Source organism: Draconibacterium sediminis, from assembly GCF_000949475.1.
In the GTDB taxonomy this organism is placed as follows: Bacteria; Bacteroidota; Bacteroidia; order Bacteroidales; family Prolixibacteraceae; genus Draconibacterium; species Draconibacterium sediminis.
Window position 1 is genome coordinate 171,081 of the sequence record NZ_JRHC01000002.1, and the last position, 14,480, is coordinate 185,560.

Here is a 14,480-nt window from a genome sequence, read left to right on the forward strand (position 1 = left end):
ACTATTTTGGGTTTACATTGGCATTGTTATACAAGTTGATAAAACCATTACTTACAATTTCGTCTCCTGGTTTAAGACCGCCGGCAATAACAATTCTATTTTCAATTCTTTCAGCAACAATAATGTCGCGTAGTTGCGCTCTACCGTTTTCTATCAGATAAACCTGTGGTTTTATAGTAGTTCCAACAAGTGCCGAAGCCGGAATTGTAATTTGTGATGTGTCGGTATCGTCTTGCAATATTACTTTCCCAAACATACCCGACTTAATTTCGTGGCTATTAGTATTCTTAACCAATAATTGAACCGGAAAACTGTTGCCTATATTGGCCTTACTACCAAGCATTGTTGTTTGGCCTGAAAGTTGAATATCAGGAAAAGCATCAGCAGAAACTGTATAATTTTTATTCAGCTCAAACTTCGACAAGCTATTCTCTGGTACATTTACAGTAAATTTCAGTATTGAAATATCAGTGATTTGTAACAACGGAATACCAGGTGCAGCAAAAGCTCCTTCTTCGGTCATTTTTGCTGTAACTACAGCGTTAAAAGGTGCCCTAATAGTGGTTTTATTGATCTGCTCCAGTAAGGTAGCTTTTTGAATTAAGGCTGATTTTAAAGCCAATTCTGTTTTTTCAAGCTGGATTCCCTGGATAGCATCGGCCTCAGTCAATACTTTATAACGTTTTACATCCTTCGTTAGCTCTTCAATTTTTACCTCAACCGATTGCAGCTGAAGTTTTAGTAGCGAATTATCGAGCTGAATTAGAGCCTGGTTTTCTTCAACCATACTTCCTTGATCAACGTATATCTCAAGAACTTTTCCCTGCACATCGGTACTCAATTTACTCTCACGTAAGGCTTGAAAATTCCCTGCAAAAACAGTACTGGTTGCTGCGTTTTCAGGTTTTAATACTATGGATTTTACGGTAATTGGTTTATCAATATCGTATTTGTAAACCCTTTTTTCCGCCACTTCTTTATTCGTTTTGAGTTTGAAAGCAGTAGCGGCAAGTATGGCTATGGCTACTGCAATTAAAATAATTTTTTTTATCATGGTGTTCTAGTTTTTCTGTTGTGAGATGTTGCCTGTTAATTTTTTGAGTTCTAAATCAACTTTCAGGTAATCAACAATTGCAGATAAATTGCTTTGTTGGGCTTCTCTTAAAGCATTGTCTGCCATTAGTACTTCGGTTAAACTTGATGTTCCTTCTTTTTGCTGAAGCAACATATCGTGATAAACTGTTTCGGCCAAATCAATTTGGTTCAATGTATTATCAATAGTTTGTTTGGTAACCAATCTTTTTCGCCGAGCATTTTCAACCAACATATTATTCTGTTCTGCTATGTTCTGGAGTTGCAATCTGCTATTCTCAATTTCAATTTTCTTCTGTTTTATTTTACGTTGAGTAACAGTTCCGCTAAATATGGGCACCGTAAGTTGTAGTCCGGTAAAACTACTGGGGAAGAATTCTAAAAATTCGTTCGGCTCCTCGTTGTAGCCGAATCCATTCTGACCGTAACTACCGAACAAGGAAACTGTTGGCAGTCGCGAGTTTTTTAAGGTCTGTAATTCGCTTTTCAGTAATTCTTTTTGCGTTAAGGCCAAGTCTAAATCAACAATTGACAGATGCGTATAAGCGGCTGGTACATCAAATTTAATTTCTCTTTCAATTAGCATGTCGTCCTGAAACGAAATTCCCACTAAAAACTTTAGTGCATTAAGTACTTGCTTGTAATTGCTGTTAACCAGCTCTAGCTGAGTTTCAAGCTGCTCTTCCTGTAATACTACTTTTGTTACATCGCTTCTTTTTGTCATTTGCTGAGTATAAAGTAGCTCCAGATTTTTCCGTAGCTTCTGCGTATTGGCTAAATTTCCCTCAATAAAATGCTGCTGATGCAATAAAATCTGGGCGTTGTAATAAATGTTTGAAATCTCAAAAAGTATTTCTTCTTCTGATTTTTCGTACTGAAGTTCGTTTAATTCGACAGCAATTTGTGTGCTTTTAATTCCCCCATAAATTTGCGGATTATAAAGCGGTAGCGTAAGTTGAATGCTGGTACTAATATTGTGCGGAACCCCCATTTGCATTTCTTTAAACTGCCCTTCGGTGCCACCAAACGCCGACTGCGGCATAAGCTGGTAAGGCAAATCGAGGAAATACTTGTAATCGGCACTTAAATTAATTTTCGGCAACAAATTTGCTTTTGCTTCACCCTGCCTTTCTGTACCAAGTTTTATGTTGTTACGACTAATTTGTAGATTTTTGTTATTCACCAATGCCGTATCAATACATTGTTGTAACGACCAGGTTTGGCCATTTGCAGAAAACGATAAAATTATTAGCCCAAATAACACCAAACACAAACACTGTCTGTGAATACTCACTAACTTCGTATTGAAAAATTTTTTAAACTTCATTCTTTATATTCTGATTTTCTATGTTTTTTAATTCTATAATCATTTCGTTCATTCGTTGTTCATCGTTCATTATACTTCGGAAACTAGCTAGTATACTGTGTGCTAAAAACCTGGAAGACAATGGTGTTTTAAATGTATTTGTATCTTTTCCTTCCTCAATTAAATCAGTAAGGTATTTTACTGATAAACTTTTAATTCTTCGTATAGCCTTTTTAATTTCATTATTACGTTGACGCAAATTTTTATCGAATAGAATTGATAAATAATGTGTTTTTTGGAGGAAGAGAGAATAGAGACCTTTAAAGAATAATTTTAATTCTGCTTCCGGTGTAGTGTGCCTATTCTTAATTTTTCGTATCAAAAGAATCAAATCATTTTCAAATGCTAACAGAATAATAAGAATTATATCATTATCTTCTTCTAAAAAGTGAGAATCAAGTTCCTTCCTATTTACACCTAACTTCTCGGCCAGTTTTTGAATGGAAAGGGCAGCTAAGCCGGAATCTTTTATTATTCCGGCCGCTATACCTAAGATTTGTGTATTATTTGTTTTCATGACATTATAAATAAAAGTGAACATTCACTCACTTAGTATTCAAAAAAAAATGAATCCGTTCAAAGTAATTTGCTTTTGCTTGTAGGTCCTGGAGCTTTAACTACGAGAATACGAGTAGTCGAAGAAGAAAGATTGTCTATACAATGAACCATGTTCTTTGGGCTTTCGACCAAACAATCTTTGTAAACTTCCGCCTTATGATCTCCAATCTGAATTGTTGGTGTTCCTTCCAAAACATAGAAAAATACATCCAATGAGGTAATGTGAGGTTTTAATGCTTCACCTGCCTGAAGTGTAATGTGTACTGCCTGAGCAGATTTTTTATCGTACATTTTACGAACATCTACATTGTGAGGAGTTTCTTCTTTGTCTTGGTCTGATAATTTGATAATCTTCATCTTTATATGTTCAAATTAGTTTTTAATAATAACTGATATACTTTGTGTAATTTTTAAACCTTCTTTTCTCAGATCAAATGAATGATTCGAGATTTGCCATTTTTTTACAAATAACCGCAATGCCCCCATCACTACAAGGGCCAAATGCGAAGCTTCAATGTCGTTTCTCAACTCGCCTTTATTTTGTCCGATTCTTATTATTTGTGTAAGTGTGTCTAAATTATTATTCATTATTTCGGCTACCCGTTCACTCAGAATTGTCTCGTTACGAAATAACTCTTCGGAAAAAATAACGGCCAAAAAGGATGGCGATTTTGTAAAAATCCTGAATTGATTAATAAAAAGGTTCTGGATTTTTGTTATCGTATCTTCATCCGATTTCAGTTCGGTAACAAAAATACGTTCTGTATTCTCTTTAAAATAATTCAGAATTGCCACTAAAATTTCAATTTTATTTTCATAGTGCCTGTATATAGCTGATTCGGAAAAACCTATTTTTTTTGCAAGATTTTTTATTGTAAGCCCCTGAATTCCATTTTCAGAAATCAACTCAAGTGACACATCTATAATCTGTTGTTGACGATCGGATAATTGTTGCGACATAATCTACACTAAAAGTATGTGAATATTCACTCACAAAGTAAAACTATTAATATTATATAACCAAACATTTCTGTATTTTTTTCCTTTTTCCTAAAATATTCAAATATGGTATAAACTAGTTTTGGTGTATTGTTTTGTTCAAAACCGATGCTACTCTCCCATTTTATTGGAAATTAAAATTTAATATGCCCGTTGTAAACGATGTCTTCGGCTTTGGCGTTTTCCTCGTTTAACCAATCGGGGATTTTTCCTTCCAATTCCAATTTGTCACGCTCCTGTTCCAATTCATCTTCGCAGTACGAGTAAATCATTTCCACCGAAATAACATGCTGCATTTTTGAAATTAGCTTCATTACTTTAACCTCGTCGTTAACCGAAGCCGCTTCTATGGTTACCACAATCTTCCCGTCTTTATGCGCATGGTACTCGCAAAGTGCATTTTCGTTTATTAGCTGAATCACTGTTTCTTCGTATTCAACAGGTGTCGTAATAATCAGGCTCGATACATTCATAGTGTTTTATTCTGAAATTCCTTCGCTAATCTTATCTTTTAACTGCGATTTGTCGCGTGCCAGCACATCGCGAAACTCAGGTGTAAACAGGTTTTCAATGTTTACGGTGACATCAGCCTGTGGCACATGGCACTGCGAACAATTAAAGTAGGCATTATTGAAATTTTTTGACTCCGACATCGCCAGCTTCCCATCAAATGTAGTGTAATAAATGCCAGCCTTTTCTTCCATTTCGGGGCGCAGGTTTGTAAAATGAGTGGGCGAAATCGGCACTGCACCGGTTTCTTCAACCCGCTCGGGAAGATGACACGAAAAACAAATGTTGTTATCCCGGGTTATCGGGAAAAAGTTAAGCGTGGTGTGCGGAATTAAAGGCGGCGCATTTTCAAAGGCGCGTTCCATGGTTTCGCTTTGTCCGGGAACATCCATTGCGTATTCGGTCATGCTCTTTAAATTGGTGTCCTCCGATTCCACATCGGCATCAATAAAACCAAGTTTGTCTTCGTCTATCAGCGTGTTTTCATTTTTTTTATTTTCGGCACATGAAAACAAAACCACCGCAAAAACAAGTAGTAAAATCAGTCTTTTTGTTGAGTTAAAGTTAGCTATCATCTCCATTATTTTTATTTCGTTTTATCCGAAGTGAAAACCCAAGTGCTTTGTCGTCGCAAACCTCAATACAGCGCGCGCAGTTGGTACATTCGCCATTTTTTATAAAACCATTTTCTTTGCCAATAATTCCCAAAACCTGCGGTTCCGGACATACCTGAAAACACTTGTTACACAAGGTGCATTTTCCCTTTTCATGCTTCACTTTAAGCACTCCAAAGTTGCCAACCACAGCATAAAAAGAACCCAGCGGACAAAGAAATCCGCACCATCCGTTTTTCAGGATTCCAAGATCGAAGAAGAACACGATCAGCACAATTGCCCACCCAAAACCGGCGGCAAAAACAACCTGCCGGTGTAAAAACCCGATGGGGCTAATGGCCTCGAAAGCTGCTACCCCGCTTATTACAGAGAGTACCAGGCTAAGCCCCAACAACCAGTAGCGGAACGATTTGGAAACGCTTAAAGTACTTTTTTCAATGCCAAGCGCAGGACGCAGCCAGCGCGCAAAATCACTTACCGGGTTCATCGGACACACCCAGCTGCAAAACATGCGGCCGCTTAACAGGGTGTAAAATGCCAGTACGATTATTGCGCTCACCAATATGTCGGTTCCTACCCAAAATCCGGTTGCCAGCATTTGTAAAACGGCATAAGGATCGCTTAGTTTTACGCTTCCCAAAAGTTCTCCCGAGCTCAGGTTGCCTTTCATAATCTGCCATCCGAACCAATTTCCGGCAGCTAACAGAAAAAGCACCAAAAACTGGCTAAGCCGTCGCAAAATCAGAAAACGATATGTGTATAAAACCTTCATTCGTCATCCAATAGATTATCGTCGTTCAGGTAGTCGAGTGTCGATTCCACATCTTCCTTCTTTTTTGTTTCAGGAATATCGGTTAAACGGTTTTCATCAGCCGGATCCCAGCTTTTTATGTAATGTGTCCCCGCCTTTCCCTCTATAACGTGCGGCGGCAATACCTTAATGGCCGATTCCTCCATAATGCAGGCATGTTCGCAAAGTCCGCAACCCGTGCAAATATCACCGTTTACAACCGGTTTTAGGTTAGCATGCTTTTGTGTTACCTCGTTTTTATCAAAAATAAGCTGAATGGCTTCACCCATAAGCGGACAAGCGCGGTAACAAGCCGAACAATGAATTCCCTCGTAGGCAATACACGATTCTTTATGAACCACGGCCAGTCCCATTTTCGAATTATTAATAGAAGCTTCCCCGTCAATGGTAATTTCTTTTTCGCTTAATGCTTCCGACGGACACTTTTTTATACACGGAAAATCGGTACACATGTAACACGGAATTGCGCGCGGCTCGAAATATGGTGTTCCGGCCAGGTTATCGGCTGCAGCAGGCGCCAGCTTCAGCGTATCATATGGACAAGCTTCCACACATTGGCCACATTTCAGGCAAGCTTTCAGAAAATCCTTTTCGGGGAGCGCACCCGGCGGGCGAAGCACCAAACTTTCTGCAGAAGTTTCTTTCACCAGACTTCCCCAGAACAAACCTCCCAAGCCCAGCGTGGCCAAGCCTTTTGGCAGGTTCCCCAAAAGTTTTCGTCGCGATATTTTACTGCTTTTACTCATGCTGCAATTTTCCCGTTTTTAGCATTCAGGCTACGAAGTTTTATAAATCTTCACCGCACACTTTTTAAAGTCGGTTTGTTTCGAAATCGGGCAGGTAGCGTCAAGACAAAGCTTGTTAATAAACACTTTCTCGTCGAACCAGGGCACATAAATCAGTCCTTGCGGCACCCGGTTTCTACCCCGTGTTTCGATGTGGGCTTTTACTTTTCCGCGTCGTGACTCTACCCAAATTAACTCGCCCTGTGTCATTCCGAATTTTGTAGCATCTTCGGGATGCATGTAACACAGCGCCTCGGGAACGGCCCTGTAAAGTTCAGGCACGCGCATGGTCATGGTTCCACTGTGCCAGTGTTCCAAAACACGGCCGGTACACAGCCAAAGCGGGTATTCTTTGTCGGGCATTTCCGGTGGGTCCATGTACGGACGGAAGAAAATTTTGGCGCGGTTGTCCATATCCGTTTTTTCCATCGAATCGTTTGGCCCCGTTAAAGTTCCGCTGCCAATGGCACTTCCTTTATTACCGTAGAAGGCAAAATCGCCGGTATTTTCTTTTTGCGCATACACATCGTATTTTGAATTGAAACGCCATAGTGTCTCTTTTCCGTCAACCACAGGCCAACGTAAACCGCGTGCTTTGTGGTAGGCTTCGAATTCTGCCAAATCGTGCCCGTGCCCCAGTCCAAAGAGGCGGTATTCTTCCCATAAATATTTTTGAATAAAAAATCCGTAGCCTTTCCAGGCTTCACCATCGGCACCCAAAACGTTTCGTTTATCCCCTTCCGCCTCGGTGTTTAGCGTATCCTTACCAACTTCGGCAGGCCATTCAAACGATTTGGCATAATCCGATGCAAACAGCACATCATACAGTGTACTGTTCGGGTTGTAACCAAGTTTTGAAATTTCGGGTAACACATCGGGCAGCCCGCCTTCGAGGCCAGGAATTTCCTGTGCCCCCCATACGTCGCGTAATTTAAAACGTTTTGCCAGCTCAACGTATTGCCAGATATCTGGCATGGCATCGCCCACAGGCGTAACCTGTTGTTTCCAGTGCTGGGTGCGGCGTTCAGCATTTCCGTAGGCCCCCCACTTTTCAAAAATCATAGCCGAAGGCAAAATCAGGTCGGAAACCTTTGCCGAAATTCCGGGATAACCCTCGCTGCAAACAATAAAATTATCGAGTTCGCGTGCGGCACGCAGCCAATGGTTTGCATTGGCCGTATTTTGGTATGGATTATTCACATTAATCCAGACAAACTTTATCTTCCCGTCTTCAATATCGCGATGAATCTGCATTACATGCGACCCTACTTTGGGATTTAGGGTTCCGTCGGGCAGCTTCCAGATTTCTTCCGATCTTTTTCGGTGGGCCGGATTGTTTACCACCATGTCAGCCGGCAAACGGTGAGCAAAAGTTCCTACCTCGCGTGCTGTGCCGCAAGCTGATGGCTGACCTGTTAAGCTAAAAGCTCCATTACCCGGCTTCGCCTGTTTTCCTAATAAAAAATGAACCATGTAAGCCTGTTCGTTAACCCAGGTTCCGCGGGTGTGCTGGTTCATTCCCATGGTCCAGAACGAAACCAAAGTGCGCTGCTTTTCAATATACAAATCGGCCAGTTGTTTTAGTTTGGCTTTGTAGGCTTCAAGCGGCTCCGACTCATCGCCTTTCGAAACTTCGGCAACAAAATCGAGAGTATACGGTTTTAACGCTTTTTTGAATTCAGCAAACGAAATTCCCCAATGTGCACCAGCGGCAGCAGTATGTTTCATTTCCAGCGTGTCGCCCTCTTTGTATCCGAGATAAGCCAGGCTTTCGCCTTCCGCTTTCGAAAGCTTTTTGGAAACTTCTACGCCGGTTATTTCTTTTTCTTTTTCAGTGTAATTTTTATGATTGGCATTTCCGCGAAGACCATATCCAATATCGACAAACCCGGTGGCAAAGCGGGTGTATTTATTTACGAAATCCTGATCGATTGCTTCAGGGTGATTGTATACAATTTCGTGCGCCAGGTAATTCCAGATAGCCAGATCGGTGTTGGGTTTAAAAATGATTTCGATGTCGGCCAAATCGGAAGTACGGTTCCGGTATGTTGAGAGGTTAACCACTTTTACGCGGTCGGGGTTTGAAATGCGGTTATCGGTTGCCCGCGACCAAAGAATGGGGTGCATTTCGGCCATGTTGGCGCCCCAGCAAACAATGGTATCCGTAATTTCAATATCATCGTAATTTCCTGAGGGTTCGTCAATGCCAAAGGTTTGCATAAACCCGGCTACTGCTGAAGCCATACAATGTCGGGCATTGGGATCGAGGTTATTAGATCGGAAACCGGCTTTCATCAGCTTAACCATCGCATAACCTTCCATAATAGTGTACTGCCCTGATCCGAAAACACCCAGCCCGGTAGGCCCCAATTCTTTCAGTGTCTTGCGAATCTGCATTTCCATTTCATCAAAAGCCCTTTTCCACGAAACGGGTTTAAATTTGCCGGTTTTACTGAAGTTCCCGTTCTCGTCAACACGTAAAAGCGGTGTTTTCAAACGGTCTTCGCCGTACATTATTTTGGCATTAAAATAACCTTTTATACAATTTAAGCCCCGGTTTACGGGTGCCAGCGGATCGCCTTTTACGGCCACAATTTTATCGTTTCGGGTGGCTACCATCAATCCGCAACCCGTTCCGCAGAAACGGCAAACCGCTTTATCCCATTTCCAACCGGCTTCAACCAACGCACCAGCTGCCTGTATGGTTTCGGGCAAATGAACACCAATTGCTGTTGCGGCCGCGGTGGCCGCTGAATATTTTAAGAATTTTCGACGCGATACATTTGATTCCATATGCTGATCTTTTATCAGTTGTTCCCGGAACGGGATAATTTTAACTCACTTTTTTTAATCGGAACAAACCGATAATGATGTAAATAATAATTCCCCAGATACAGGAAATGACCAGGTTAAACACCACAATTAGCCAGATAGGTGCTTTAATGGCCTTGCTCCAAAGATGCCTTCCAGCAATTAGGTTTGTTCTTTCGGTTGGATTAACCAGTTGCATTTTTTCTTCCGCCTTTTTTATCGAATAACCTTCCTGTGCCCGCACCTGAACAGTGAGGTTACCCTCTTCGTCGCCCGGCATATTGCGGTCGACATCAAACCAGGCAAGGCCTTTTTCGTTGGTACCCACATTTCCCAAAATAAACTTCCCGAAAAGGCCTTTTACAGCTGCACCAACTTGTATTCCGCTTTTGGGTTCGCCGTTACTGGTAACTTTTACCACCAGCTTGTCCACGTTGGGATCGTAACTTAAAACCATTGCCAACTCCGACAAAACTTCATCACCGTAATCAAATTCGGGCTGAACGTATTCTCTATTAAAATTCCGGAAATAACCAATCAGGCTCCAGATTTCTTCCTCTTCGAGCGTTGGCGCAAAACTGGGCATCCCCCCCCGCCCATTGCTGATTTTGTAAAAAATTGAACCATCGGGTTGCGATTGAAACTTCTCAGAAGCCGGGTCGCCGGGCGAAGGCACAAAAACGATAGGATTATTTTTTGTTACAGTTCCGTGGCACGAAATACAGAAGTTTTCGTAAAGCACTTCGCCATCTTTCACCATGTCGTTATCGAATACATACGGACTCAATTTCTCCTGTTCTGCGGTTGGAACCTGCCAGTTATCCTGCGCAGCCACAAATAAGGGAAGTACAAAAAGCAATAGCAATACAAAATTCTTCATAAACAAGGTTTTATTGATGTTGTTCTTCCAGTAATTCTTCTTTCATTTCCCACACGGGCACCACCGGAAACAGTTTTGTTAGCACGCTAATAATCATCAGCACCATTACCAGTGTACCCACCGTAATTGCAATTTCGGGAAGCGTTGGCATGTAGGAATGAAAACTTTCGGGCACATTCTGAATGGGCAGGTAAGGTTCCAGCTGCGTGGGCACTACAATTACGTAACGTTTAAACCAGGCTGCTACCAAAATTACTACCGAAATAAGCATTGCAGGCAGCGGCTTGCGCATTTTTGGAATCATCAAAAGCATAAACGGCACAATAAGCCCTCCGCCCTGAACCAGCCAAAACAATAATGAATCGTGTCCATACAGCAGGTTGCCGATGTGTTTTACTTCTGAAGGTTTAAATTTATAAGCCGGAACAAGTATTTCGTTGATATTAAAATACACGTAAACCAGCGAAACCAGCACGAGTAATTTTGCCATCCGGTCGAAATGCATGTCGGTAATGTATGCCTGCAGCTTGTAGTTTTTCTGAATAAAATACATGGCAATAAGTACCGCTGCACAACCGGCAACAAAGGCTCCCGACACAAAATATGGCCCGAAAATTGGCGAATCCCAGCCGGTTCGAAGCGTCATGGCAAATAACCACGAGGTTACGGTGTGAATGGCCAAAGCCACCGGAATAATCAGAATAAGCAGGATTTTAAAATAGCGTTTAATGGTTTTGTATTGCGCTTCGTTTCCGGCCCATCCCAGCGAAAGTACTTTATATAATTTTTTCTGAAATTTTGGTAAGCCGGTCAGTTTCTCCTTGCATAATGAAATATCAGGAATAAGAGGAATATAAAGCAGCAACAAACTCAGCATTAAGTAGGTCATTACTACCGAAATATCCCAGATAATTGGCGATTGAATCCGCCCGTAAAGCAGTACGTGGTGCAAACGGTCGGGGCGCCCCATATCGGTAATAATTACAATACCGGCCACCATTGCAAAGGCCACGGCAATTATCTCGGCGATACGGCTAATGGGTTTAATCCAGGTGTAGCCAATCATTCCCAACACCGAACTTATAAGCATTCCGATAAGCGCTGCAGCAATAAAAAACACAAAGTTAGAGATATAAATCCCCCACGACACAATATCGTTCATACCGGTAACACCCAGCCCTTTGCGCAATTGCAGAACATAAAACCACAGGCATACCACCAGTAAAGCGGTTAAAAAACCAAACCAGATTTTAAATTTATTACTCCAGTTAATATTGCTTAGCAGGTCCCTTTCTATCTTTTCTTCAGACAGAAGGACCGTATTTTCATTCCGGACTTTAGCCATAATTAAAGTTATTTGTTTGATTAGCTTTTACGCGGAGGCAAATAGTACACGCGGGGTTTTGTTCCCAGTTCAGGCATAAGTGTATATGCTGCATTGTCTTCCAGCAAATGACTTAGTCTAACCGTTTCGCGTGTGGTTCCGTTGGTAACAAGGTCTTGGTTCTCGTCGCCAAAGTAATACACCCCGTTTGGGCAGGCCGAAACACAATACGGAAGTTTCCCTTCGCGAACACGATCGGCACTAAATGCACATTTGGTAACTGTTCCTTTCTTTTGCGGGACATTCAATTCCATGTCGTACGGAACATCCTTGTATTTTTCAGCATCGCGGGGCTCGGTCCAGTTAAACGTACGTGCCGAATACGGACAGGCGGCAATACAAAAGCGGCAGCCTATACAACGTTCGTTATCGATCAGGACAATTCCATCCGAACGTTTAAAAGTGGCATCAACCGGACAAACTGTAACACAACTCGGGTTGTCGCAATGCTGGCAGGGTTTGGGCATGAAATAAGTGCTATTACTTTTTTCGTCTTCCATTTCCAACACATTAATATGGTGTTGTTCGGGTTTTAGCTGATGCGCCCCCTGGCAGGCTTTCATACACTGCCGTGCATTTTTGCACTTGGCCAAATCAACTACCATCACAAACTTACGCCCCGGAATTCCCGTTCTGCCTTTCTTTTTCAAATACTTTTTATCGGCCTGCATGGTAGCAGGGGAAATGTCGGAAACATCAACCTCTACCAACTGCTGATTCTGATTAAGTACTTTTATTTTTTCGCCTGATTTAGCGTTGCTCTCTTTAGTGGAACACCCTGCAATTAAAAGCGATGTGCCAGCTGCACCAAAGTTTCTCAGAAATTTTCGACGTGAATCGCGATCTCGGTTGCCCTTAGTTTCAGTCATGAATTAGTTGCGGTTTAATCGTTGAATTTTGAAGTAATATTATACAAGCTAATACTTAGAACTTGTAACAGATGTTACAAAATGGGGAAAAAGGTAATCTATTTAGTTTAAATGGAATTGACGTAGGTGAATGCAATTGATCAGGAATTCATAATTGGGAGTTTTTCGTTTTATAATAATAATGAAAGGCATGAGAAACATCGGCATGATGTTTGGGGACAATAGTGTTGGGTAAACATTTTACGGATTTCAAGCTTCGTATGGAATGACAGGTCTTAAGATGCTTTTGCTCTTAGGAAATATTTAAGATTTAGTTCCTATAATCCCTATAAAATGCAAGAGATGTATTTAGCTTCTTCGTAAAATTTTCTCTATCTTTTGTCCTTTGGCCAGTTCATCTACTAATTTATCCAAATACTGCGTTTGTTGTATAAGTGGATTTTCAATCTCTTCTATACGATATCCACAGATAACTCCGTTTAGTTAGATGAACATTTGCGTTCAGCGTTGCTTTTTAGAAGAATGCTTCAAAGGTCGCTTCTAATTCAATAAGTTCCCTTAGTTTTTTATCGTCGAATCCTATCAACCATTCAATAACCTCACGTAGTTCTGAGATGCTTCTGCCTTTCTTCTCAATTTCTGCTGCATGAAGCAAATAAACTGAAGCAAAAGTCATTTGGGCAATTCGTTCGTCGATCTTACTTATATTCATTGAAACTAAATTTTTGAGTTTAAAAAAGGAATAAACCTAATCAGCTGTGGAAATAAACAATCTTATAAGTAGTCCTTATCTTGTGGTTTTACCACCAAACTTGGTCAATTTGCTGTCGGCTGGTTCCTATCATTCAATTTTGTTTCCTTTCCAATCCATTATATCGTTCTGCACAATGTGTATTTGGGATTTACTATTAGTTTAAGGGCAGTTGTTGAATTGCCCCTTCTTTTTCAATGGATTTTAATTTCACATACATCAGGATAAAATCCTTCTCAGATGACAAAATTCCGGAATAAACACCTGATTTCATGACGCATAAACCATTAACGAGTACGTTTATATTCTTTAATTTGGAGGTGATTAGTAGCTAAGTAATGCTTAGCCATTGGCGATACCATTTTTGCCGTTGGAGCATTGTACCTGGGCTGGTTTGTTTTCGGTTTGAAAACGGGTTGGTCGGTTAAGAAATAAGTAGCAGCTAGGCTGAGATGCAAAATCATCTCAGCCTAGCCCTTTAAAAGTTGTTTATTTAAAAGATTAAGTCGTTATTAATTCCTTAGCGAAATTGAATGCAAGAGGTGTTGGATTCGCCAGGTTATCGTTTATGGGGCAACGGTTCTTGATCGTAGCTATCCAGTTTTCAATTTCTTCCTGACTGGCATCCGTTTCCGGTAAAAACTGTACATTGATCTGTTTAAATCCGGCCCTTTCATCGTCTGATTTTCCAAACAAACGGGCAGGATTCAGGTTACCCTCTACCTGAATTTTTAATCCAGATAATTTAATCCCCAATTCCCTGGCAGTTAGATGCGCTACTACGTTAATACATCCTGCATAGCTGGCCAAAAGATACTCTACGGGATTAGCTCCCTGATCATCACCACCCAATGCCGGAGGTTCATCCACTACGATTATAAATTGTCTTGCACTTGCTGCTAAACGAGCTGGTGTTTGGGCTTCACCTTCAATTTTAAATTTTAAATCTGACATGATTCTTTGAGTTATAATAAAAAAAAGCCCTTCACGAAATCGTGAAGGGCTTGTTACCTTTGTATTTGTTACATCTACATTTTAACGCATAGTATC

16 protein-coding genes are annotated in these 14,480 nt (G+C 41.1%); all 16 read right to left on the reverse strand.

Going from position 1 to position 14,480, the window contains the following annotated elements:
• Nucleotide 1: 1 nt before the first annotated feature.
• The 16 genes from LH29_RS10670 to LH29_RS10740 all read right to left on the reverse strand — a co-directional run bounded on the left by LH29_RS10670 (nt 2) and on the right by LH29_RS10740 (nt 14,384).
• A complete protein-coding gene (locus LH29_RS10670; RefSeq protein ID WP_045029453.1) occupies nt 2–1,054 on the reverse strand; it encodes an efflux RND transporter periplasmic adaptor subunit in 1,053 nt (350 codons plus the stop codon).
• Nucleotides 1,055–1,060: 6 nt separating this feature from the next.
• On the reverse strand, nt 1,061–2,386 hold the full coding sequence (locus tag LH29_RS10675; protein ID WP_198152425.1) for a TolC family protein: 1,326 nt from the start codon (nt 2,384–2,386) through the stop codon (nt 1,061–1,063).
• 22 nt (nt 2,387–2,408) lie between these two features.
• Entirely contained in the window at nt 2,409–2,975 is a 567-nt protein-coding gene (locus LH29_RS10680) for a TetR/AcrR family transcriptional regulator (RefSeq protein ID WP_198152426.1), read from the reverse strand.
• Nucleotides 2,976–3,034: 59 nt separating this feature from the next.
• Entirely contained in the window at nt 3,035–3,373 is a 339-nt protein-coding gene (locus LH29_RS10685) for a cupin domain-containing protein (RefSeq protein WP_045029461.1), read from the reverse strand.
• A 15-nt stretch (nt 3,374–3,388) separates the two neighbouring features.
• Entirely contained in the window at nt 3,389–3,976 is a 588-nt protein-coding gene (locus LH29_RS10690; protein ID WP_045029464.1) for a TetR/AcrR family transcriptional regulator, read from the reverse strand.
• 173 nt (nt 3,977–4,149) lie between these two features.
• Complete coding sequence (locus LH29_RS10695; RefSeq protein WP_045029467.1) at nt 4,150–4,488, reverse strand: chaperone NapD; 339 nt, start codon at nt 4,486–4,488, stop codon at nt 4,150–4,152.
• Between the two features lie 6 nt (nt 4,489–4,494).
• On the reverse strand, nt 4,495–5,100 hold the full coding sequence (locus tag LH29_RS10700) for a nitrate reductase cytochrome c-type subunit (protein ID WP_045030207.1): 606 nt from the start codon (nt 5,098–5,100) through the stop codon (nt 4,495–4,497).
• Nucleotides 5,090–5,911 carry a quinol dehydrogenase ferredoxin subunit NapH gene (gene napH / locus LH29_RS10705; protein ID WP_045029469.1) on the reverse strand — a complete coding sequence of 274 codons (822 nt, stop codon included), beginning with the start codon at nt 5,909–5,911 and terminating at the stop codon, nt 5,090–5,092. The genes LH29_RS10700 and napH overlap by 11 nt, the downstream gene beginning before the upstream one ends.
• On the reverse strand, nt 5,908–6,696 hold the full coding sequence (gene napG, locus LH29_RS10710) for a ferredoxin-type protein NapG (RefSeq protein WP_045029472.1): 789 nt from the start codon (nt 6,694–6,696) through the stop codon (nt 5,908–5,910). Before napG ends, napH begins: the two co-directional genes overlap by 4 nt.
• Nucleotides 6,697–6,726: 30 nt before the next feature.
• Entirely contained in the window at nt 6,727–9,528 is a 2,802-nt protein-coding gene (gene napA / locus LH29_RS10715; protein WP_045029474.1) for a nitrate reductase catalytic subunit NapA, read from the reverse strand.
• 40 nt (nt 9,529–9,568) lie between these two features.
• Nucleotides 9,569–10,426, reverse strand: coding sequence for a c-type cytochrome (locus LH29_RS10720; RefSeq protein ID WP_045029477.1), 858 nt, complete (start codon nt 10,424–10,426; stop codon nt 9,569–9,571).
• A 10-nt stretch (nt 10,427–10,436) separates the two neighbouring features.
• Nucleotides 10,437–11,771 (reverse strand): NrfD/PsrC family molybdoenzyme membrane anchor subunit, encoded by a 1,335-nt coding sequence (gene nrfD, locus LH29_RS10725; protein ID WP_045029479.1) that lies wholly within the window; start codon nt 11,769–11,771, stop codon nt 10,437–10,439.
• A gap of 20 nt (nt 11,772–11,791) precedes the next feature.
• On the reverse strand, nt 11,792–12,679 hold the full coding sequence (locus tag LH29_RS10730; protein WP_045029481.1) for a 4Fe-4S dicluster domain-containing protein: 888 nt from the start codon (nt 12,677–12,679) through the stop codon (nt 11,792–11,794).
• A gap of 348 nt (nt 12,680–13,027) precedes the next feature.
• Nucleotides 13,028–13,150, reverse strand: coding sequence for a DUF2200 family protein (locus tag LH29_RS25120; RefSeq protein ID WP_394330985.1), 123 nt, complete (start codon nt 13,148–13,150; stop codon nt 13,028–13,030).
• Between the two features lie 43 nt (nt 13,151–13,193).
• A complete protein-coding gene (locus LH29_RS25020; RefSeq protein WP_262485560.1) occupies nt 13,194–13,391 on the reverse strand; it encodes a DUF2200 domain-containing protein in 198 nt (65 codons plus the stop codon).
• A gap of 540 nt (nt 13,392–13,931) precedes the next feature.
• Nucleotides 13,932–14,384 carry an OsmC family protein gene (locus tag LH29_RS10740; RefSeq protein ID WP_045029484.1) on the reverse strand — a complete coding sequence of 151 codons (453 nt, stop codon included), beginning with the start codon at nt 14,382–14,384 and terminating at the stop codon, nt 13,932–13,934.
• Between the last annotated feature and the right edge of the window lie 96 nt (nt 14,385–14,480).